The following is a 22,003-nucleotide window of genomic DNA, read 5'->3' as shown; positions in this document are numbered from 1 at the left end:
CCCATATATCCCACCCCTGCACAGCCACGACCAACGGTCGTGGCCCGCACCGCGGAAGCCCCCACCCTGGTGGGGGTGGTTGCCCCCAACGAGCCCGTACACCCGGCCATGCCTGGCCTACACTGCGGGTTCCTCCGACGGAAACGCGCGCGTGGTCTCCAGCTGGATCCTGCTGCTGGTCTCGGTTGCCTATGCCGCGCTGCTGTTCGGCGTGGCGTGGTGGGGTGACCGTCGGCCGATGTACCCCGACCGGCCGTGGCTGCGGCCGGTGGTCTACAGCCTGGCACTGGCCGTGTACTGCTCGTCGTGGACCTTCTACGGCGCGGTCGGCACCGCCGTGCGCAACGGCGTGGGCTACCTGCCGATCTATATCGGTCCGTTGCTGCTGCTGTTGTTCGGCTGGCGCATCATCGAGCGCCTGGCGCTGATCGCACGCAGCCAGAACGTGGTGTCCATCGCCGACTTCATCTCATCGCGCTTCGGCCGCTCGCGGCGGCTGGCGGCGCTGGTGGCGATCATCGCGCTGATCGGCATCATTCCGTACCTGGCCCTGCAGTACAAAGCGGTGGCGATGAGCCTGCAGGTACTGACTGGCAACACCGGCCCCACTGGCTTCTTCACCGATCCCGCGCTGTACGTGGCGCTGCTGATGGCGTTGTTCGCCACCCTGTTCGGTACCCGCCAGGTCGATGCCACCGAACACCATCACGGCATGATGCTGGCGATCGCCTTCGAATCGGTGATCAAACTGTTGGCGATGCTGGCCGTGGGCGTGTTCGCCTACCTGTGGCTGAGCAACCGCACCGACGCGGTGGTCGAGTCGGTGCATACGCTGTTCACCGGCCTGCCGCCGGTGGGCTTCATCTCGCAGACCCTGCTCAGCTTCCTCGCCATCATCTGCCTGCCGCGCCAGTTCCACGTGGCCGTGGTCGAGTGCGGTGACGTGCGCGATGTGCGCCGCGCGCGCTGGATGTTCGGCGGCTACCTGGTGCTGATCTCGGGCATGGTGCTGCCGATCGCCACCGCCGGCGTGACCCTGTTCGGCACCGGTGGCAGCGTCGCCGACGACTCGATGGTGCTGGCCCTGCCGCTGGCCGAGGGCCGCAACGCGCTGGCGCTGATCGCCTATGTGGGCGGCTTCTCGGCGGCCACCGGCATGGTGATCGTGTCGTCGATCGCGCTGGCCACCATGGTCAGCAACGACCTGGTGATGCCGGTGCTGCTGCGCCGGAGCGGTGACCACCAGGAGGCCGCCGACGTCGCCTCGCGCGTGCTGTGGATCCGCCGCCTGGCGATCCTGCTGCTGGCGCTGATGGCCTACAGCTACTACCGCACCAGCAGCAACGACAGCACGCTGGCCTCGTATGGCCTGATGGCGTTCGCAGCGGTGGCGCAGTTCGCGCCCGGTCTGATCGGCGGCCTGTACTGGCGAGGCGCCAGCCGTCGTGGCGTCGAGACGGGCATGCTGCTCGGTTTCGCCACCTGGCTGTACACCCTGCTGCTGCCGGCGATGACCATGGCCGGCTGGGTCGATGCCGCCTGGGTGCAGCACGGCCCGTTCGGCATCGAGTGGCTGCGGCCGCAGCAGCTGTTCGGCATGACCGGCTGGGACCCGCTGACCCACGGCACGTTCTGGTCGCTGCTGGTCAATGCAGCGACGATGATGCTGGTGTCCGCGCGCTGGCGGCCCGGCGTCGACGAGCGGCTGCGCGCCGCACCCTTCCTCGACCCGTATGCCGAGCGCCCGTCGGTGGCCGGTGGCTGGCCTGGTCACGTGCACGTGGGTGACCTGCTGGCACTGGCCTCGCGCGTGGTTGGCGAGCGCCATGCGCGGCGTTCGTTCTTCGAGCAGGCGCAGTCGCTGGGCCGCGAGCTGCAATCCTCGGCGCCTGCGGACCGGCCGTGGGTGCAGTTCACCGAGCGCCTGCTGGCCGCGTCGATCGGTGCGGCGTCGGCACGCCTGTTGCTGACCAGCCTGTTGCGTGGCTCGGGCATGGATCTGGGTGAAGTGGTGGCGGTGCTGGACGAAGCGGGGCAGGAGCTGCGTTTCAACCGCGAGATCCTGTCGACCACGCTGGAGAACATCAGCGCCGGGGTCAGCGTGGTCGACCCGGACATGCGCCTGACCGCGTGGAACCGACGTTACCAGGACATGTTCGGCTACCCCGACGGCATGCTCTACGTGGGCCGCCCGGTGGCCGACCTGATCCGCTACAACGCCGAGCGCGGCGAGCTGGGCGAGGGCGATATCGAGGTGCAGATCAATCGCCGCATCGGCTACATGCGCGCTGGCTCACCGCACGTGTTCGAGCGCACCCGAAGCGATGGCAAGGTGATCGAGATGCGCGGCCAGGCGCTGCCCGGTGGCGGCTACGTGACCAGCTACAACGACATCACCGACTACAAGCACGCGGAAAAAGCGCTGCTGGAAGCCAACGAGACGCTGGAACAGCGTGTGGCCGAACGCTCGCATGAGGCCGAGGTCGCGCAGCAGTCGAAGACCCGTTTCCTGGCAGCGATCAGCCACGACGTGCTGCAGCCGCTGAACGCAGCGCGCCTGTTCGCTTCGGCACTGCGCGACAGTGATCACGTGAGTGACGAGCAGAAGCATCTGGCCGAGCGCGTGGACGCGTCGCTGCGCGCGGCCGAAGAACTGCTCGATGGCCTGCTGGATGTATCGCGTCTGGATGCCGGTGGCCTGCACCCGGTGATCGGCGAGTTCGACGTGAGCGCGTTGATGCGCGAACTGGCCGCGCAGTACACCCCGGTCGCCGCTGGTCGTGGCCTACGCCTGGACCTGTTCGCGCGCCCGGCGTGGGTGCGCAGTGACCGCCGCCTGCTGCGCCGCGTGTTGCAGAACTTCCTGGCCAACGCGCTGCGCTACACCCGCCAGGGCCGCATCGTGCTGGCCGTGCGCCAGCGCGGCGACGAAGTGGAGCTGCAGGTCTGGGATACCGGGCCCGGCATTCCCGAGCACCACATGCGGCAGATCTTCGACGAGTTCCACCGCTACCAGCAGCCGTTCGACTGGGGTGAGCAGGGGCTGGGACTGGGGCTGTCGATCTGCCAGCGCATCTCGCGCCTGCTTGACCATCGGTTGAACGCACGCAGCCGGGTCGGCAAGGGCTCGATGTTCTCGATCATCCTGCCGCGGGTGGCGCCATTGCCGGGTTATACCGAGCTGGCCACGCCGGTACAGGCGGTGGCCGCACCGGTACGCAGCGATTCGCTGGCTGGCCTGCGCGTGCTGTGCGTGGACAACGACGAGGAGATCCTCGACGGCATGCGCGCACTGCTCGGCCGTTGGCAGGTGCAGGTGATCACCGCCGCCACCGTTGACCAGGCGCTGGAAAAGATCGCCGAGCGCCCGCAGGTGATGCTGGTGGATTACCACCTCCACGACCGCATGGACGGCCTGGATGCGCTGGTGGCGTTGCGCGAGGCAGCCGGTTACCCGCTGCCCGGCGCACTGTTGACCGCCGATGGCCGCGACGAGCTGAAACGGATGGCGCGCGAACGCGGCTACCGCGTGCTGACCAAGCCGATCAAGCCCGCCTCGCTGCGCGCCTTCCTGGGCGCGCTGCGCGATGNCTGCGCGCCTTCCTGGGCGCGCTGCGCGATGCGCAGTAGTGCCGGCCGCTGGCCGGCAACCACGTAATCGCGGGTGCGTTACCCCACGCCGTGCAGGTGTTCGTACAGGATCGTCGCACCGATGATCACCAGGATCACGCCACCGATGATCTCCGCACGCTTGCCGACCATGCTGCCCAGTACGCGGCCGAGCATGATGCCGACGGTGACCATGGTCAGCGTGCACAGGCCGATCACCGCAGCCATCACGCCGATATGCACGTCCATGAAGGCCAGGCCGATGCCCACCGCCATCGCGTCGATGCTGGTGGCGAAACCGGTCAGCGCCAGCTTCCAGAAGCCGTGGTGCTGCGAGGGGTCTTCGTCTTCCTCGGCACTGTCCGGGCGCAGGCCGTTGTAGATCATGTGGATGCCCAGCGCGCCGAGCAGGCCGAACGCGATCCAGTGGTCGAAGGCTTCGACGTACTGGAGGGCGGCCCGACCGAGCAGCCAGCCGATGATGGGCGTGATCGCCTCGAAGACGCCGAAGATGATGCCGGCACGCAGTGCGTCGCGGAAGACCGGCTTGCGCATGGCCGCACCTTTGCCGATGGCAGCGGCGAAGGCATCGGTGGACATGGCAAAGCCGATCAGGAGGATCGAAATGGGGGACATGGGCGGTGGCTGAGGTCGGGCTAGGACGGACGCACGGCCTGCGCTCGCGCCCAACCTGACGTTGCGCGCGCGGGCCGCTGGTCTCGCCAACCATCATGGTTGTCCACGCCACGGCGCACTGGCCGAGTATGTTGACGTGGACGATTCCTGCGAAGGAATCCGGCTACTCCCCAAGGGGACGCGAAGCTTAGCACCGCGATCCGCGCGTGGCGCATTTCCAGCGAAACGCGCAGGCAGGGCTGGTTTGTATAGCGATGGCTATATCGAGAGCGCAGCGGTGCCTGGTAGTGCCGGCCGCTGGCCGGCATGCGCAACGCCGAGAGCGTGCCAAGCAAGCTTGGCACCTACCAGTGCGGTTTCAGATGATGTCGCGCGTTTCAGGGGATTGCCGGCCAGCGGCCGGCACTACCTTCAGTCTTCTTCTGGCGGCAGCACGATGGCGTCGTCGTCGATGGCCAGCTTGCCGGCCATCAGCACGGCCTGAGTGCGGTTGGTCACGCCGAGCTTGCGCAGGATGGCGGTGACGTGGGCCTTGATCGTCGCTTCGGAGACGTTGAGGTCGTAGGCGATCTGCTTGTTCAAGCGGCCGGCGCCGAGCATCTGCAGCACGCGGAACTGCTGCGGGGTCAGTTCGCGCAGGCGCTGGCCGACTTCGCGTTCCTCGCGCTCGGTCGGCGGCACGTTGTGCGCTTCCGGCGGCGCCCAGGTCTCACCATCAAGGATGGTGCCCAGTGCGTGGCCGATGGTGTCCGAATCCGCAGACTTCGGAATGAAGCCCAGCGCGCCGTGGTCGAGCGCGCGGCGCATCACCGTGGCTTCTTCGCGCGCGGATACCACCACCACCGGCAGGTGCGGGTGCAGCGAGCGCATGTGCACCAGCGCGTTGAAACCCTGCGCACCGGGCATGTTGAGGTCCATCAGGACCAGGTCGGCGTCGTTGTGCTGGTCGGCCAGCGCATACAGCGCTTCCACGCTGTCGGCCTCGAACAGCTGCACGCCGGGGATGACCCGCTGCACCGCCCCACGCAGGGCTTCGCGGAACAGCGGGTGGTCATCGGCAATCAGGAGGGTGGTCATGGTCGGGGGGAACCGTGGGGGAAGCTACATGGGGTCAGAGCCCTTTCCTGGCGGAAAGGGATCTGACCCCGGGTGATGCATCATCGCACCTTGCGTTCGTCCACCAGCGACGCCACTACCGAGGGATCGGCCAGGGTCGAGGTGTCGCCGAGCTGGTCCGGCGCGTTCTCGGCGATCTTGCGCAGGATGCGGCGCATGATCTTGCCCGAGCGGGTCTTCGGCAGGCCTGGCGCCCACTGCAGGTGGTCCGGCGTGGCGATCGGGCCGATCTCCTTGCGCACCCAGGCGACCAGTTCCTTCTGCAGTTCGTCGCTCGGTGCTTCTTCGGCCACCAGGGTGACGTAGGCGTAGATGCCCTGGCCCTTCACGTCGTGCGGGAAGCCGACCACCGCGGCTTCGGCCACCTTCGGGTGCGAGACCAGCGCGCTTTCCACTTCGGCGGTGCCGATGCGGTGGCCGGACACGTTGATCACGTCGTCGACGCGGCCGGTGATCCAGTAGTAGCCGTCTTCGTCGCGGCGGCAACCGTCGCCGGTGAAGTAGCTGCCCGGGTAGGTGCGGAAATACGTATCGATGAAGCGCTGGTGGTCGCCGTACACCGTGCGCATCTGGCCCGGCCAGGAATCGCGGATGATCAGGTTGCCCTCGGTCGGGCCGTCCTGGATCTCGCCATCGGCATTGACCAGCGCCGGCTGCACGCCGAAGAAGGGCAGGGTGGCCGAGCCCGGCTTGAGGTCCATCGCGCCGGCCAGCGGCGAGATCAGGATGCCGCCGGTCTCGGTCTGCCACCAGGTATCGACGATCGGGCAGCGGCTGTCGCCGACCACTTCGTAGTACCAGCGCCAGGCTTCCGGATTGATCGGCTCGCCGACGCTGCCGAGCAGGCGCAGCGACGCGCGCGAGGTCTTCTTCACCGGCTCCTCGCCTTCGCGCATCAGTGCACGGATGGCGGTCGGGGCGGTGTAGAAGATGGTCACCTTGTGCTTGTCGATGACGTTCCAGAAGCGCGAGGTGTCCGGGTAGTTCGGCACGCCTTCGAACATCAGCGAGGTCGCGCCGTTGGCCAGCGGCCCGTACACGATGTAGCTGTGGCCGGTGACCCAGCCGACGTCGGCGGTGCACCAGTAGATGTCGTCCTCGCGCAGGTCGAACACCGCTTCATGGGTGTAGGCCGCGTACAGCAGGTAGCCGCCGGTGGTGTGCAGCACGCCCTTCGGCTTGCCGGTGGAACCGGAGGTGTAGAGGATGAACAGCGGGTCCTCCGCGTTCATGCGTTCCGGCTCGCAGGTGGCCGGCTGGCTGTCCACCACATCGTGGAACCAGCGGTCGCGCGGCGCCTGCATGTCGACCGCACCGCCGGTGTGACGCACTACCAGCACGGTTTCAACCGTGTTCGTGCCGGGCAGCTTCAACGCTGCATCGACGTTGGCCTTCAGCGGAATCTTCCGACCACCGCGCAGACCCTCGTCTGCGGTGATGATCAGCTTGCTCTGGCAGTCGCTGACGCGGTCGGCGATCGAGTTCGGTGCGAAGCCACCGAACACCACCGAGTGGATCGCACCGATGCGCGCGCAGGCCAGCATGGCCACGGCGGCGTCGACGATCATCGGCAGGTAGATGGTGACCCGGTCGCCCTTCTTGACGCCGAGGTTGCGCAGCGCATTGCCGAGGCGGCAGGTGCGCTCGTACAGCTCGCGATAGGTCACGTGCTGGGCGGGTGCATCCGGGCCATCCGGCTCGAACAGCAGGGCGGTCTTGTCGCCGCGCGTCTCGAGCTGGCGGTCCAGGCAGTTCACGCTGGCATTGAGCTCGCCATCTTCGAACCACTTGATGTGGAAGTCGGACAGGTCGTAGCTGACGTTCTTGATCTTCGTCGGCTTGCGCATCCATTGCAGGCGCTCGGCGGCCTTGCCCCAGAAACCATCCGGGTCGGTCACCGAAGCCTGGTACTGCTGTTCGTACGACGTCTTGTCGATGCGTGCCTTGGCGGCGAACTGCGGATCGACGGGGTAGATATCAGCCATGGCACCCTCACTTGCACGTTGACTTTGTATGTGCGGTCGCAGCATCGCAGCGACCGATCCCCTTCAGTTTGCCCCATCCACCCCCGGCCGCGTCATCACTCTGGTTAGACCATGGTCGAAAGTGAGCGCCCAGCAGGGCCGGGTTCGACCAATGGCGAATAGCCGCTATACATAATCGCCCCGCAGTCTCGGCTCGACCGTGCCCCACGCGCGGCATCACCTTGCCACTTGGGAGAGAGGGCAACATGAGCCACCGTACGTTGAAAGCCGTGCGCAAACCTTTGGCGGCCTGCCTGTTGGTCGCCCTGGTCGCACCGGGCATGGCGTTCGCTGAGACCGCCAAAGAGAAAGCGCTGGAAGCACGCGTTGCCGAACTGGAACGCCAGGTCCAGCTGCTGCTGTCTTCGCAGCAACAACAACAGACCCAGATCAGCCAGGCCCAGCAGGCGGTGACCGAAGTCCGCACGGTGCAGGCCGAGCAGAAGCCGGTCGCTTCGGTGCCGGCGGGCAAGCAGCCGATCCAGGTCACCACCATCACCCCGGGCGCCGCGCCGGGCACCACGGTCAAGATCGGCGGCTTCATCAAGGCCGATTTCCTCGCCACCCAGACCAGCGATGGCCAGCTGGCCGACGACGCCACCGGCCGCTCGCTGTACCTGCCGGGCCAGACCCCGGTGGAAGGCGCCGGCGGCAGCGGCAAGCGTTCGGGCACCGACTTCAATGCCCACGCCAAGTTCTCGCGCTTCAACCTGGGCATCGACAACGTGAGCGAATCGGGCAACAAGGCCGGTGCGTTCTTCGAGATGGACTTCTTCGGCAACTCGCTGGGCAACCAGACCGCCACCAATACCTACGGTGTGACCCTGCGCCACGCCTACATGTACTGGAACAACTGGATGGCCGGCCAGACCTGGTCCAACTTCATGGACGCGGCCGCACTGCCGGAAGCGGTCGACTTCGTCGGTCCCACCGATGGCGTGATCTTTGTGCGCCAGGCCCAGGTGCGCTACACCCAGGGCGGCTTCAGCGTCGCGCTGGAAAACCCGGAAACCACCACGCTCACCGGTACCCGCAACCCGGTCACCGGCGCCTGGACCAACACCAGCGCCAACTCCGACCGTGGCAGCCTGCCTGATCTGACCATGCGCTATGGCTGGAAGGGCGACTGGGGCACCTTCGGTGTCGGCGGCATCGTCCGTCAGCTGAAGGTCGACAACCAGGCCACCGGCGCCAAGGCCGACAAGGTGGCCGGCGGCCTGACCCTGGGCGGCAAGTGGGTGATGGGCGACAGCGATTCGCTGCACTACCAGCTGACCGGCGGCGAAGGCATCGCCCGCTACATCGGCCTGGGCATCACCGCCGACAGTGCCTACGACGTGGCCCGCGACGAGCTCAACCCGACCGGCGTGCTTGCCGGCTACGTGGGCTGGCGGCATGCGTTCTCGCCGAAGCTGCGCACCAACCTGATCTACGCGCGCAGCGACTACGACAACGACAGCATCCTCGGCCCGCTGGTGACCAAGAGCGTGCAGAGCATCCGCGGCAACATCTTCTATTCGCCGCTGCCCAAGGTCGATATCGGCGCCGAGCTGATGTACGGCCGTCGCGAAGTGGAGAACGGCAACAAGGGTGACATCACCCGGTTGCAGTTCACCACGAAGTACAGCTTCTAAGAGCGTGCCGGCCAGCGGCCGGCACCTACCGAGATTGAGTGCCGACCAAGGTCGGCACCCACCGAGATTGAATGCCGGCCAAGGCCAGCATCTACAGAGGGAAAACGTCCCATGTCCAGCACTGCATCAAGCCCGCACAATCCAGCGGGCACCCTGACCAAGGGCCACAAGAAAGTCATCTTCGCCTCGAGCCTCGGTACGGTCTTCGAGTGGTATGACTTCTTCCTGTATGGCTCGCTCGCCGCCATCATCGCCAAGCAGTTCTTCAGTGGCGTCAATGAAACCACGGGCATGATCTTCGCCCTGCTGGCGTTCGCCGCCGGCTTCTTCGTGCGTCCGTTCGGTGCGGCCTTCTTCGGCAGCCTCGGCGACCGCATCGGCCGCAAGTACACCTTCCTGGTCACCATCCTGATCATGGGCATCTCGACCTTCCTGGTCGGTGTGTTGCCCAACTACGCCTCGATCGGTTTCGCCGCACCGGTGATCCTGATCATCCTGCGCCTGGCCCAGGGCCTGGCGATGGGCGGCGAGTACGGCGGTGCCGCCACCTACGTGGCCGAGCATGCGCCGGACGACAAGCGCGGCCTGTACACCAGCTTCATCCAGTGCACCGCCACGCTCGGCCTGTTCATGTCGCTGCTGATCATCCTGGCCTGCCGCTACTTCCTCGGCAACGAAGCCTTCGAAGCCTGGGGCTGGCGTATTCCGTTCCTGGTCTCGATCCTGCTGCTGGGCGTGTCCGTGTGGATCCGCCTGCAGCTGAGCGAGTCGCCGCTGTTCCAGCAGATGAAGTCCGAGGGCAAGGGTTCCAAGACGCCGTTCCGTGACAGCCTGAAGGGCGGCAACCTGAAGCTGATGCTGCTGGTCCTGCTCGGCGCTGCAGCCGGCCAGGCCGTGGTCTGGTACGGCGGCCAGTTCTACGCGCTGTTCTTCCTCAGCAGCATGCTGAAGGTCGATGCCACCACTTCCTACCTGCTGATCGCGGCCGCGCTGGCGCTGGGCGTGCCGTTCTTCATCTTCTTCGGCTGGCTGTCCGACCGTATCGGCCGCAAGAAGATCATCCTCGCCGGCTGCCTGCTGGCCGCCGTCACCTACATCCCGATCTTCAAGGGCCTGACCCACTTCGCCAACCCGGCCATCGAAGAAGCCCGCAGCAGCTCGCCGGCCCTGGTCGTGGCCGATCCGGCCACCTGCTCGTTCCAGTTCGATCCGGTCGGCCTGCGCAAGTTCACCAGCTCCTGCGACGTGGCCACCGCCGCGCTGACCAAGGCCGGTGTGCCGTACGACGTGCAGCCCGCCGCCGCCGGTTCGCTGGCGATGGTGAACGTGGGCAGCGCCAGCGTCACCTCGTATGAGGCTGCTGGCCTGACCAAGGAAGACGGCAAGGCCAAGGCCGATGCGTTCGGTGCGGAACTGAAGACCGCCCTGACCACCGCCGGCTACCCGGCCAAGGCCGATGGTGCACGCATCAACATCGCCGGCACCATCTTCATGCTGTGGCTGCTGGTGCTGTACGTGACCATGGTCTACGGCCCGATTGCCGCCTACCTGGTCGAACTGTTCCCGACCCGCATCCGCTACACCTCGATGTCTCTGCCGTACCACATCGGCAACGGCTGGTTCGGTGGCTTCCTGCCGGCGATCTCGTTCGCGCTGGTGGCCGGTACCGGCAACCTGTACTACGGCCTGTGGTACCCCATCATCATCGCGTTGATGTCGGTGGTGATCGGCGGCCTGTTCCTGCGCGAGACCAAGGACGTGGATATCACCAAATAACCGGCGTGCCGACCAACGGTCGGCACCCACCGGGTTTCAGGGGCCGCGGTGCAGACCGCGGCCTTTTTGTTTCCCTGTTTTTGGGGTCAGATCCCTTTCGCCTGCGAAAGGGATCTGACCCCATCGAGACGTGCTGCACCCCGTATAGTCGGCCCATGACCACCACCACGCCGGCAGACCTCCCCGCCATCCTGCACACCCTGCGCAGCGCGTGGCAGTCGCAGCGCCCGTCGCTGGACCAGCGCGAGAATGACCTGCGCCGCCTGCGCGAGGCGTTGAAGCCGCGTCTGGACGAAATGGCCCAGGCCATCGCCGAGGACTTCGGCCATCGCGCCCACGTCGAATCGAAGCTGGCCGATGGCATGAGCGTGCTGTCGGCCATCGACCACCTGCGCCGTCACCTGCGCCGCTGGTCGAAGCCGCAGCGGGTGGGCGCCGGCTGGCGGCTGTGGCCGGCGCGCGCGCAGCTGCGGCCGACACCGCTGGGCGTGGTCGGGGTGATCTCGCCCTGGAACTACCCGGTCACGCTGGCGCTGGTGCCGCTGGCCACCGCCATCGCCGCCGGCAACCACGTGTTACTCAAGCCCTCGGAACACACGCCACGCACCAGTGCGTTCCTGGCCGATCTGCTGGCCAGTGTGTTCCCGCCCGATCGCGTGGCGGTGGTGCAGGGTGGGGCGGATGTGGCCGCGGCGGTGTCATCGCTGCCGCTGGACCATCTGCTGTTCACCGGCTCGACGGCGGTTGGCCGCAAGGTGATGGCCGCTGCCGCCGAGCATCTGGTGCCTGTCACGCTGGAACTGGGCGGCAAGTCGCCGGCGATTGTCTGCCGCGATTTCCCGCTGGAAAAGGCCGCCGCGCGGCTGGCCACTGGCAAATGGTTCAACGCCGGCCAGACCTGCATCGCGCCGGATTACGTGCTGATTGATACCGTGCGCCAGCGTGAGTTCGTGCAGGTGCTGCAGCAGCAGGTACGCGAGCGCTACGGCGACTTCAGCGATGCCGACGATTACACGCGCATCATCAACGAAGGCCAGTACCGGCGCCTGCAGGGCTATCTGGCGCAGGCGCGCGAACGTGGCGTGCCGGTGATTCCGTTGGCGCAGGTGGATGAGGCGCGCGCCGACCGCGAGCGCCTGCTGGTGCCGACCGTGGTGCTGGACCCGCCGGACGACCTGGACCTGATGCGCGAGGAGATCTTCGGGCCTATCCTGCCGGTGCGCGCCTACCCGGACCTGGAGACGGCGCTGGCCGACGTGCTGTCCCGAGACCGCCCGCTGGCGCTGTATCCCTTCAGCCACGACACGGCGACGGTGGAGCGCATCCTCGGCCAGGTGGTGGCCGGTGGGGTGACGGTGAATGACACGCTGCTGCACTTCGCGGCCGATGGCCTGCCGTTCGGCGGGGTGGGGGCCAGCGGCATGGGCGCGTACCACGGCCGGGCCGGGTTCGATGCGATGAGCAAGCGGCTGCCGGTACTGTGGCAGTCGCGCTGGGCCGCCAGCGACCGGCTGCGGCCGCCGTATTCGAAGATTGCGGGGTTGTTGAAGTTCCTCTTGCGGTAGTGCCGGCCGCTGGCCGGCAACTGCAGGGTCTTGCCGACGGTTCATGGGGTTGCCGGCCAGCGGCCGGCACTACCGGTAGGTGCCAACCAGCGCGGCCCCTTCCGGTGGGTGCCAACCTTGGTTGGCACGCGTGAACCCCATGTGCCAACCAAGGTTGGCGTCTACCAAACCTGGGCCGGGTAGAATGCCCCCATGAAGATCGCCTCGTGGAACGTCAATTCGCTCAATGTCCGCCTGCCGCACCTGGAGCAGTGGCTCAAGGAGTTCGGCCCGGACATCGTCGGTATCCAGGAAACCAAGCTGGAGGACCACAAGTTCCCCGATTCGGCGCTGATCGCCGCGGGCTACCGCAGCGTGTTCGCCGGCCAGAAGACCTACAACGGCGTGGCGCTGCTGTCGCGTGAGCCGGCGCAGGACGTGCAGATCGGCATTCCCGGCTTCGAGGACGAGCAGAAGCGCGTCATCGCGGGCACCTTCGGCGACCTGCGGGTGATCAACCTGTACGTGGTCAACGGCCAGGACATCGGCACCGACAAGTACGACTACAAACTGCGCTGGTTGGAGGCGGTGCATGCGTGGATCGCCGAAGAACTGCAGCGGCACCCGAAGCTGATCGTGATGGGCGACTTCAACATCGCCCCGGACGCGCGCGATGTGCACGACCCGGAGGTGTGGAACGACAACCACATCCTCACCTCCACCGCCGAGCGCGGCGCGCTCAACAAGCTGCTGCAGCTGGGCCTGCACGATGGCTTCCGCCTGCACAATGACGAGGCGGGCACCTTCAGCTGGTGGGATTACCGTGCCGCTGGCTTCCGCCGCAACCTGGGCCTGCGCATCGATCTGACCCTGGTCTCCGATGCGCTGAAGGGTAGCGCGGTCGCCTCGGGCATTGATCGTGAGCCGCGCACCTGGGAACGCCCGAGTGACCACGCGCCGGCATGGGTGCAGTTGGGTTGAACGAACGGGGCCCGGCGATTGCCGGGCCCGTTCTGAAACATCTGCCGGCCGGCGGCCGGCACTACCCTCAGATCACCGTATGCTCTTGCGGGTGAACAGATTGACGATCGCCAGCAGGATCACCGCACCGATCAGCGAGAACAGGAAGGTGCGGATGGTGATCGCTTCGTTGATGCCGCCGCCGAACAGCCAGCCGGAAATCAGCGCGCCGACGATGCCGACCACGATGTTGAGGATGATGCCCTGCTGGGCATCGCGCTTCATGATGATGCTGGCCAGCCAGCCTACGATGCCGCCGACGATCAGCCAGATGATGATGCCCATGATCGAACCTCCGGTGGGGAACTGTGACCAGTTGACGCGCACGGCCGTGAACCCGTCGTGGAATTGCGTGATGGGCGCGTGCGGATGAGCCTGCCAGCCACCCTCGACGGCCCGTGGCGCTTCGGCCCGGTGACGGTCTGGCGGCGCCCGCACGTGCCGGGCCACCGCGGCGAACCGCAGGCGCGGCAGGTGCTGGCGCAGGCGCTGGGCGCCGACCCGGACACGCTGCCGCTGGTCCGCGATGACAAGGGCCGGCCGGAGCTGAGCGGTGCGCTGGCCCACTACGGCACCGGCTGGAGCCACAGCGGCGAGGTGCTGCTGGTGGCGCTGGGCGAAGGCGTGCGGCTGGGCGTGGATCTGGAGCTGCTGCGGCCGCGGGCCCGCCTGCTGGAGATCGTGCAGCGTTTCTTCCACCCCCAGGAAGTGGCCTGGCTGGAAAGCCTGGACGAGGCCGGGCGCGAGCACTGGTTCTTCCGCGTGTGGTGTGCCAAGGAAGCGATGCTGAAGGCGCACGGGCAGGGCATCTCGTTCGGCCTGCACCGCCTGCAGCTGGCGCCGGGGGCCGATGGCGCCCTGCACCTGCGCTGGTGCGACCCGGAACTGGGCGAAGCCGCGCGCTGGCACCTGCACGAATGGCAGGCCACCGGCCAGTTCCGTGCGGCATTGGCCTGGTATCCACACTGAAGCGGGGAATCAGCGCGCAAAACCGGCGATAATGTCGGCATGAGCGAACACCCACTTCCCGCCAGCGTGGCTGCCACGCTGGAACAGGGCCTGGCCAGCATGGGCCTGGACGCCGCGCTGGCGCCGCCGCTGCTGCGCTACCTGGCCCTGCTGCACCGCTGGAACGGCACCTACAACCTCACCGCCATCCGCGATCCGCAGGAGATGGTCACCCGCCACCTGCTCGACTCGCTGGCGATGCAGCCGTTCGTGGCTGATGGCAGCCTGGCCGATCTCGGTACCGGTCCCGGGTTGCCCGGCATCCCGCTGGCGATCGCCTGCCCGGGCCTGCAGGTCACCCTGGTGGAAAGCAACGGCAAGAAGGCGCGCTTCATGCGCGAGGCCGTGCGCCAGCTCGGCCTGGACAACGCCCGCGTGGCCGAATCGCGCGCCGAGGCGCTGGACGAGGCCGGCCGCTACGACCAGCTGACCGCGCGCGCGATGGACACCCTGGCGGGGATCGTCCGCGTCGGTGGCCACCTACTGCGCCCCGGCGGCGTACTGCTGGCCATGAAGGGCGTCTACCCGCATGAAGAGATCGCGGACCTGCCGGATGGCTGGCAGGTGCGTGAGGTGACCCCGCTGAGCGTGCCTGGCCTGGCCGGCGAACGCCATCTGGTTACCGTTACAGGTCCCTGATTCCCGCCGCCAGCCCCTTGTGGAACAACGGGTTGGCGATTCACGATTTCCGCAAGGGGCCGGTTGTACGCATAATGACCGGTCCCAGCACACGTCGACGAGGCACACCCGCATGGCCCGCATCATCGCCATCGCCAACCAGAAGGGTGGCGTCGGCAAGACCACGACCGCCGTCAACCTGGCCGCTTCCTTGGCCAACGCACCCAAGCGCGTGCTGTTGGTCGACCTGGATTCGCAGGGCAACGCGACCATGGGCAGTGGCGTGGACAAGCGTGAGCTGGTCTCCTCCACCTACGATCTGCTGCTGGGCGAGTCCAGCGCCGTCGATGTACGCGTGCAGACCGCCGAAGGCTATGACCTGCTGCCCGGCAACATCGACCTGACCGCCGCCGAGATCCAGCTGATGGGCCAGAGCGAGCGCGAGCAGCGCCTCAAGCGCGCGCTGGCGCCGATCCGCGACGAGTACGACTACATCCTGATCGACTGCCCGCCGGCGCTGTCGCTGCTGACGCTCAACGCGCTGGCCGCCGCCGACTCGGTGATCGTGCCGATGCAGTGCGAGTACTACGCGCTGGAAGGCCTGAGCGCGCTGGTGGAGACCATCGAGGCGCTGCGCACCAGCCTGAACCCGGCGCTGGAGATCGAAGGCGTGCTGCGCACCATGTTCGATGTGCGCAACAACCTGGCCAACGCGGTCTCGGCCGAGCTCACCGAGCACTTCGGCGACCGCGTGTTCCGCACCATCGTGCCGCGCAACGTGCGCCTGGCCGAGGCGCCCAGCCATGGTCAGAGCATCGTCGGCTACGACCGCGCCTCGCGCGGTGGCGTGGCCTACCTGGGCCTGGCCGGCGAGATCATCCGCCGCAACAACGAACGCAACAAGGCCGCCAAGGCCGTGGAGACCGTCTGATGACCAGCAGCAAGCCGGCAGCCAAGAAGCGAGGCCTCGGCCGTGGCCTGGATGCCCTGCTGGGTCCCAAGGGTGCGGTCAGCCAGGTGCAGGCCACCACCGCGGTGATCGAGCCGCTGCCGGGTGAAGTGCTGCGCAAGCTGGCCGTGGGCCAGCTGCAGCCGGGCAAGTACCAGCCGCGTCGCGAGATGGACGAGGGCAAGCTCTCCGAGCTGGCCGACTCGATCAAGTCGCAGGGCGTGATCCAGCCGATCCTGGTGCGCCAGCTGCCGGCGGGCAACTACGAAATCGTTGCCGGCGAACGCCGCTGGCGCGCATCGCAGCTGGCCGGCCTGGACGAAGTGCCGGTGGTGGTGCGCGAGCTGGAAGACCGCACCGTCATCGCGATGGCGCTGATCGAGAACATCCAGCGCGAAGACCTCAACCCGCTGGAAGAAGCCGAGGCGCTGCAGCGCCTGATCAGCGAGTTCACCCTGACCCATGCCGAGGCCGCCGAGGCCGTCGGCCGCTCGCGCGCGGCGGTGTCCAACCTGCTGCGCCTGCTGGAGCTGCCGGTGGCGATCCGCCTACTGCTGGAAACCCGCCGCCTGGAAATGGGCCATGCCCGCGCGCTGCTGACCCTGGCCCCCGAGCTGGCCGGCAAGCTGGCGCAGGAAGCGGCCGATGAAGGCTGGTCGGTGCGCGAGGTCGAGCGCCGTGCGCAGGCCTTCGCTGCCGGCAAGGTGCCGAGCAACCGCCCAGTGGCCACGCCGAAGGTGCAGCAGGCCGACATCGCCTCGCTGGAAACCGAGCTGTCCGAAGCCCTGGGGGCCAAGGTGGCGATCAACCATGGTCGCGGCGGCAAGGGCAAGCTGATCATCCACTACACCGACCTGGACACCCTGGACGGCGTGCTGGAAAAGCTGCGCACGCGCCAGGGCTGAGCCCGGCGCAGTGACAGGGGCGCGGCCCGTTCCTGCCGTGTCCCGCGAATGACAGGGAACGTACCGCCGCGCGCGCCGTGGGATGTACTGCCTTCCGGCCCGTGGCCTCATCCAGGGAGCAGGACATGAGCAACGCATTCGACGACGTCAGCCCGGGCGGCAGCCCGATCCTGGTGCACAGCCGCCAGAAGGATTTCACCCCGCCGCAGGGCGAAGAACACATCGAGGCGATCGGCGCGCACATCGAGCGCCATCTGGGCCCGGTGTCCGGTGTCTTCCACGAGATCATCTCCGACCTGGTGCACATCGATGTGCACGTGGTGCCGGCCAATGATCAGTTCCCGTATCTGCGGCTGGTGACCTCCGGCATGAGCGATCTGCCGATGACCGTGCCCGCCGAGGTGGATGCGGACGTGCCGCGCTACATGGAGCTTATGGTGACCCTGCCGGCCGATTGGCCGATGTCCCAGGACGCCTTCGAGGACGAGCGCAATTACTGGCCGGTGCGCCTGCTGAAGGGCATGGCGCGGCTGCCGCACGAGTACGACACGTGGCTGGGCTTCGGCCACACCATTCCCAACGGCCATCCCAGCGAGCCTTATGCGCCCGGAGCAGGCTTCGACGGTGCCATCGTGCTGATGCCGGTGACTGCTCCGGAGGACTTCGCCACGCTGGAGCTGGAGGATGGCAGGACCATCAGCTTCATGAGCCTGGTTCCGCTGTATCCGGAAGAGATGGACCTGAAGCTGAAGAAGGGCGCCGACGCCCTGCTCGACCGCTTCGATGCGAAGCAGATCAACGATGTGATCGAGCTGGGCCGCGTCAACGTCGCCAGGAAGCGTTTCGGTTTGTTCTGAGACCGGTAACATCAGGGGCCTGAATTTCTGCTTCCGGGCCCCTGCCATGACCATCCTGCTTACCGGCGCTGCCGGCTTCATCGGTGCCTACACCGCCCGCGCGCTGCTGGAGGCGGGCCAGCCGGTGGTCGGCCTGGACAACTTCAACGACTACTACGACCCGCAGATCAAGCGCGACCGCGTGGCCGCGCTGTGCCCGGCGCTGGACCTGCGCACGCTCGACCTGACCGATCGCGAAGGCCTGGCCGCACTATTCGATGAAGTGCAGCCGACTGCGGTGATCCACCTGGCCGCGCAGGCCGGCGTGCGCTATTCGCTGGAAAACCCGCACGCCTACGTCGACAGCAACCTGGTCGGCTTCGTCAACATGCTCGAACTGTGCCGCCACCGTGGCGTGCAGCACTTCGTGTATGCCTCCAGCAGCTCGGTCTACGGTGATTCGGCTACGCCGCCGTTCTCCGAGGACCAGCGCGTGGACCAGCCGCGCTCGCTGTACGCGGCGACCAAGGCCGCCAACGAGCTGATGGCCTACACCTACGCGCAGCTGTACGGCCTGCACGCCACCGGCCTGCGTTTCTTCACCGTGTATGGCCCGTGGGGCCGGCCGGACATGGCGCCGCTGCTGTTCTCGCGTGCGGTGCTGGCCGGGCGGCCGATCGACGTGTTCAACGAAGGCCGCATGCAACGCGACTTCACACATGTTTCCGACATCGTGTCGGGTATCCTCGGCGCCCTCGCGCATCCGGCCGACGGTCCGGTGCCGCACCGGGTGTTCAACCTCGGCAACCATACGCCGGTCGAGCTGGAGCGCTTCATCAGCGTGATCGAGCAGGCTGCCGGCCGCCCTGCGCAGAAGGTCTACAAGCCGATGCAGCCGGGCGACATGGTGCGCACGATGGCCGATACCCGGCGCGCCCATGACGCATTCGGCTTCGACGCGGTGACCCCGATCGAAGCAGGGTTGCCCCCCGTCGTGCAGTGGTGCCGCGAGTATTTTGGCGACCGCGCCTGAGGAGGGATCCTCACACAGCCGGATTCATCTTCGGATAACCTCGGCTTCGGAGAATGCGCGGTCTTTGTCCCCCTTTGGCCGAGTGCCTTATGAGCCAACCCGAGCTTTCCGTTGTCGTCCCGGTGTTCAACGAACGCGACAATGTCGCCCCGCTGGTTGCCGAAATCACCGCCGCACTGCGTGGACGGCTTCCGTTCGAGATCGTCTACATCGACGACCACTCGCGCGATGACACCCTGGCGGTGCTGCAGGGCCTGAAGGCGACCACCCCGGAACTGCGGGTGCTGCACCATGTGAACCAGAGCGGGCAGAGCACCGCCGTGCGCACCGGCGTCAAGCACGCACGTGCGCCGTGGATCGCGACCCTGGATGGTGACGGGCAGAACGATCCGGCCGACATTCCCAAGCTGCTGGCGGCGCGCGATGCGGCCGAGGCGCAGGTGAAGCTGTTTGCCGGGTGGCGCGTCAACCGCCAGGACAGCGGCAGCAAGCGCTGGGCCAGCAAGTGGGCCAACGCCATCCGTGCACGCATGCTGCGCGACGATACGCCCGATACCGGCTGCGGCATCAAGCTGTTCGAGCGCAGCGCGTTCCTCGACCTGCCGTATTTCGACCACATGCACCGCTACCTGCCGGCGCTGATGCAGCGCGCCGGCTGGAAGACCACCAGCGTGCCGGTCAACCACCGCCACCGTACCGCCGGTGTCTCCAAGTACAACAACCTCGGCCGCGCGCTGGTCGGTATCCGTGACCTGCGCGGCGTGGCCTGGCTGATCACCCGCAGCAAGCGCACCGCGGTGGAAGAGCGGTGATGGGCCTGGAGCTGCACTGGCTCGACCAGCCGCTGACCTGGCTGTACTGGACCGGCCTGCATGTGACCGGCTGGAAGCTGATCGGCTATACCGGCGCGCTGATGTTTGGTGGCCGCTGGCTGGTCCAGTTCATCGCCTCCAAGCGCGCCGGCAAGCCGGTGATCCCGCGCCTGTTCTGGTACATGAGCGTGGTCGGCAGCCTGATGACGCTGAGCTACTTCCTGTTCTCGGCCAAGCAGGACTCGGTGGGCGTGCTGCAGAACCTGTTCCCGGCGTTCACCGCGCTGTACAGCCTGCAGCTGGACATCAAGCACCGGGGCTGGAAGCGCGACAAGGCCAGCCACTGAGGCTGCGGGGTCGGATCCCTTTCCGCAGGAAAGGGCTCTGACCCCGTCCGGATCGCCGGCGCATCCACGCATGGCGTGGCTCTGTTGCATGTCCGGCGGCCGTGCCGGGTCCTGCCTGCTGTGGGTAGAGTCGACTTTCGCGCGAAGCGCGGGGTTTGCTACATCTGGCGGAAGAGCAGCCGACTGACAGTCGGCTCTACCACGCGTCTTCGGCGCTGGGGCCCCGGCCTGCGGCCGGTTCCCGGTCCTGCCTGCGTTGCAGGCAGGACCTTCGTCCCATGCCATGGGCCGTGGGCGGTGCCATGATCGGGGTCTGCCTTCCCGGGAACCTGTGCTCGTGAAAACCCGTCTTGCCGTTGCCCTGCTGATCGCCCTGTCCGCCCCCGCCGTGGCCCTGGCCGCGCCGCCCGCCACCGCCGCACCGGCCAGCGTGGCCACCGAATCGCCTGCCGACGCCGCCTTCCGTGCGGTGTACGAGAAGGAATGGAAGTGGCGCCAGGATGGCGGCGGCGAGGCCAGCGAGGACGAGGATGCCCCGGCCAATGCCACCCGCATGCCCGACGTCGGCCCGGCGGCGCAGCAGGCACGCCTGAAGGTGTGGGACGAGACCCTGGCCGCGCTGAAGAAGATCGACCCGAAGACCCTGTCGCCCGACAACCAGGTCAACTACGCGATTTACCGCGACCAGGTGTTCAACCTGGCCGAAGACGTGCGCCTGCGCGGCTACGAGATGCCGTTCAACGCCGACTCCTCGTTCTGGTCCAACCTGTCCTTCATGGCTCGGCGCGAGATGAAGACCGCGCAGGACTACCAGAACTACATCGCTCGCCTGAACGATGTGCCGCGCTACTTCGGCCAGCAGACCGAGAACATGCGCGCCGGCCTGAAGCGTGGCTTCAGCGTGCCGCGTGCCGTGCTCGATGGCCGCGAGGTGTCCATCGCCACCGTCGCCGAGCTGATGGATCCCACCGAGTCGCCGCTGTACGCACCGTTCAAGAAGCTGCCCAACAGCATCCCGGCCGCCGAGCAGGCCAGGCTGCAGGCGCAGGCGCGCGAAGCAATCAGTGGCAAGGTAGTGCCTGCGTTCCAGCAGCTGCGCACCTTCTTCGTCAGCGAGTACGTGCCGCAGGCGCGCACCACCCTGGCCGCCGAAGCGATGCCGGGCGGCAAGGCGTACTACAAGCAGCAGATCCACGAATACACCACGCTGGACCTGTCGCCGGACGAGATCCACCGCATCGGCCTGGGTGAAGTCGCGCGTATCCAGAAGGAAATGAACGACATCATCAAGCAGGTGAAGTTCAAGGGCAGCTTCGCCGAGTTCCTGACCTTCCTGCGCACCGATCCGCAGTTCTATGCCAAGACGCCGGAGGAACTGCTGTCGCGTGCCGCGTGGATCTCCAAGCGGGCCGATGGCCAGCTCGGCAAGTACATGACGCTGCCGCGCGCGCGCTTCACCATTGTGCCGGTGCCGCCGGACATCGCGCCGTTCTGGACCGCCGGCCGTGGTGGCATGGGCACCTACTGGCTCAACACCTACAACCTGCCGTCGCGCCCGCTGTACAACCTGCCGGCGCTGACCCTGCATGAATCCGATCCGGGCCACGCGCTGCAGGGTGCCATTGCCGCCGAGCAGAAGAACCTGCCCGAGTTCCGCCGCAACGCCTACATCTCCGCCTACGGCGAAGGCTGGGCGCTGTACTGCGAGAAGCTGGGCGTGGAGATGGGCATCTACGAAACCCCGTACGAGGATTTCGGCCGCCTGACCTACGAAATGTGGCGCGCTGCACGCCTGGTGATCGATACCGGCGTGCACAGCAAGGGCTGGAGCCGCGAGCAGGCGCTGGCCTACCTGCGTGACCACACCGCGCTGAGCGAGCATGAAGTGACCACCGAAGTGGACCGCTACATTTCCTGGCCGGGCCAGGCGCTGAGCTACAAGCTGGGCGAAATCGCCATCGTGCGCCTGCGCGCGCAGGCCGAGAAGGAGCTGGGCGACAAGTTCGACATCAAGGGCTTCCACGACACCCTGCTCAAGCAGGGCTCGGTGCCGCTGCCGGTGCTGGAACAGCAGATCCAGGCCTACATCGCCGAACGCAAGAAGGCCTGACCGTGCAAGGGTAGTGCCGGCCGCTG

General features: G+C 67.1%; 18 protein-coding genes and 1 riboswitch. Of the genes, 14 read left to right on the top strand and 4 right to left on the bottom strand.

What is annotated here, in order from left to right; all coding sequences use genetic code 11:
• Window positions 1-151: 151 nt before the first annotated feature.
• Complete coding sequence (locus tag D5301_RS22920) at window positions 152-3,658, top strand: PAS domain-containing hybrid sensor histidine kinase/response regulator (protein WP_324187381.1); 3,507 nt, start codon at window positions 152-154, stop codon at window positions 3,656-3,658.
• 11 nt (window positions 3,659-3,669) lie between these two features.
• Here the strand turns inward: D5301_RS22920 and D5301_RS22915 are convergent, their stop codons facing one another.
• The 3 genes from D5301_RS22915 to acs form a co-directional block, all read right to left on the bottom strand.
• On the bottom strand, window positions 3,670-4,245 hold the full coding sequence (locus D5301_RS22915; protein ID WP_153856985.1) for a manganese efflux pump MntP family protein: 576 nt from the start codon (window positions 4,243-4,245) through the stop codon (window positions 3,670-3,672).
• 88 nt (window positions 4,246-4,333) lie between these two features.
• Window positions 4,334-4,423: riboswitch (yybP-ykoY riboswitch) on the bottom strand.
• Between the two features lie 233 nt (window positions 4,424-4,656).
• Window positions 4,657-5,322, bottom strand: coding sequence for a response regulator transcription factor (locus D5301_RS22910; RefSeq protein WP_005411662.1), 666 nt, complete (start codon window positions 5,320-5,322; stop codon window positions 4,657-4,659).
• Between the two features lie 80 nt (window positions 5,323-5,402).
• Complete coding sequence (gene acs, locus D5301_RS22905) at window positions 5,403-7,346, bottom strand: acetate--CoA ligase (protein ID WP_135966351.1); 1,944 nt, start codon at window positions 7,344-7,346, stop codon at window positions 5,403-5,405.
• Window positions 7,347-7,591: 245 nt separating this feature from the next.
• Here acs and D5301_RS22900 point away from each other — a divergent pair, with 245 nt between their 5' ends.
• The 4 genes from D5301_RS22900 to xth all read left to right on the top strand — a co-directional run bounded on the left by D5301_RS22900 (window position 7,592) and on the right by xth (window position 13,320).
• Window positions 7,592-9,019 carry a DcaP family trimeric outer membrane transporter gene (locus D5301_RS22900; RefSeq protein ID WP_153856984.1) on the top strand — a complete coding sequence of 476 codons (1,428 nt, stop codon included), beginning with the start codon at window positions 7,592-7,594 and terminating at the stop codon, window positions 9,017-9,019.
• Window positions 9,020-9,130: 111 nt separating this feature from the next.
• On the top strand, window positions 9,131-10,795 hold the full coding sequence (locus D5301_RS22895; RefSeq protein WP_014038977.1) for an MFS transporter: 1,665 nt from the start codon (window positions 9,131-9,133) through the stop codon (window positions 10,793-10,795).
• Window positions 10,796-10,950: 155 nt separating this feature from the next.
• Window positions 10,951-12,360 (top strand): coniferyl aldehyde dehydrogenase, encoded by a 1,410-nt coding sequence (locus tag D5301_RS22890; protein ID WP_153856983.1) that lies wholly within the window; start codon window positions 10,951-10,953, stop codon window positions 12,358-12,360.
• 192 nt (window positions 12,361-12,552) lie between these two features.
• Window positions 12,553-13,320: an exodeoxyribonuclease III gene (gene xth / locus D5301_RS22885; protein WP_111204318.1), complete on the top strand. Its 768-nt coding sequence runs from the start codon at window positions 12,553-12,555 to the stop codon at window positions 13,318-13,320.
• Window positions 13,321-13,392: 72 nt separating this feature from the next.
• On the opposite strand, the gene D5301_RS22880 is transcribed toward xth, so the two are convergent.
• Window positions 13,393-13,644, bottom strand: coding sequence for a GlsB/YeaQ/YmgE family stress response membrane protein (locus tag D5301_RS22880; RefSeq protein ID WP_005411656.1), 252 nt, complete (start codon window positions 13,642-13,644; stop codon window positions 13,393-13,395).
• An 84-nt stretch (window positions 13,645-13,728) separates the two neighbouring features.
• Between D5301_RS22880 and D5301_RS22875 the strand changes: the two genes are divergently transcribed.
• The 9 genes from D5301_RS22875 to D5301_RS22835 all read left to right on the top strand — a co-directional run bounded on the left by D5301_RS22875 (window position 13,729) and on the right by D5301_RS22835 (window position 21,977).
• Window positions 13,729-14,328: a 4'-phosphopantetheinyl transferase superfamily protein gene (locus D5301_RS22875; protein WP_153856990.1), complete on the top strand. Its 600-nt coding sequence runs from the start codon at window positions 13,729-13,731 to the stop codon at window positions 14,326-14,328.
• A 39-nt stretch (window positions 14,329-14,367) separates the two neighbouring features.
• Window positions 14,368-15,006: a 16S rRNA (guanine(527)-N(7))-methyltransferase RsmG gene (gene rsmG, locus D5301_RS22870; RefSeq protein WP_110714179.1), complete on the top strand. Its 639-nt coding sequence runs from the start codon at window positions 14,368-14,370 to the stop codon at window positions 15,004-15,006.
• 112 nt (window positions 15,007-15,118) lie between these two features.
• The gene (locus D5301_RS22865; RefSeq protein WP_088028059.1) at window positions 15,119-15,916 is read left to right on the top strand and encodes a ParA family protein; all 798 of its coding nucleotides are present in this window, start codon (window positions 15,119-15,121) and stop codon (window positions 15,914-15,916) included.
• The gene (locus tag D5301_RS22860) at window positions 15,916-16,839 is read left to right on the top strand and encodes a ParB/RepB/Spo0J family partition protein (protein ID WP_008267278.1); all 924 of its coding nucleotides are present in this window, start codon (window positions 15,916-15,918) and stop codon (window positions 16,837-16,839) included. Before D5301_RS22865 ends, D5301_RS22860 begins: the two co-directional genes overlap by 1 nt.
• 125 nt (window positions 16,840-16,964) lie before the next feature.
• Window positions 16,965-17,696 (top strand): suppressor of fused domain protein, encoded by a 732-nt coding sequence (locus tag D5301_RS22855; protein WP_153856982.1) that lies wholly within the window; start codon window positions 16,965-16,967, stop codon window positions 17,694-17,696.
• A 46-nt stretch (window positions 17,697-17,742) separates the two neighbouring features.
• The gene (locus tag D5301_RS22850) at window positions 17,743-18,708 is read left to right on the top strand and encodes an NAD-dependent epimerase/dehydratase family protein (protein ID WP_153856981.1); all 966 of its coding nucleotides are present in this window, start codon (window positions 17,743-17,745) and stop codon (window positions 18,706-18,708) included.
• 89 nt (window positions 18,709-18,797) lie between these two features.
• Window positions 18,798-19,520 carry a glycosyltransferase family 2 protein gene (locus D5301_RS22845; protein ID WP_005420380.1) on the top strand — a complete coding sequence of 241 codons (723 nt, stop codon included), beginning with the start codon at window positions 18,798-18,800 and terminating at the stop codon, window positions 19,518-19,520.
• Window positions 19,520-19,867, top strand: a complete 348-nt coding sequence (locus D5301_RS22840; RefSeq protein WP_043399630.1) for a lipid-A-disaccharide synthase N-terminal domain-containing protein — start codon at window positions 19,520-19,522, stop codon at window positions 19,865-19,867. The genes D5301_RS22845 and D5301_RS22840 overlap by 1 nt, the downstream gene beginning before the upstream one ends.
• A gap of 337 nt (window positions 19,868-20,204) precedes the next feature.
• Window positions 20,205-21,977, top strand: coding sequence for a DUF885 family protein (locus tag D5301_RS22835; RefSeq protein ID WP_164161673.1), 1,773 nt, complete (start codon window positions 20,205-20,207; stop codon window positions 21,975-21,977).
• The last annotated feature ends 26 nt before the right edge of the window (window positions 21,978-22,003 follow it).

The sequence above is a fragment of the Stenotrophomonas sp. MH181796 genome (assembly GCF_009659995.1).
In the GTDB taxonomy this organism is placed as follows: Bacteria; Pseudomonadota; Gammaproteobacteria; order Xanthomonadales; family Xanthomonadaceae; genus Stenotrophomonas; species Stenotrophomonas riyadhensis.
This window is presented reverse-complemented; position numbering and strand designations above follow the sequence as displayed.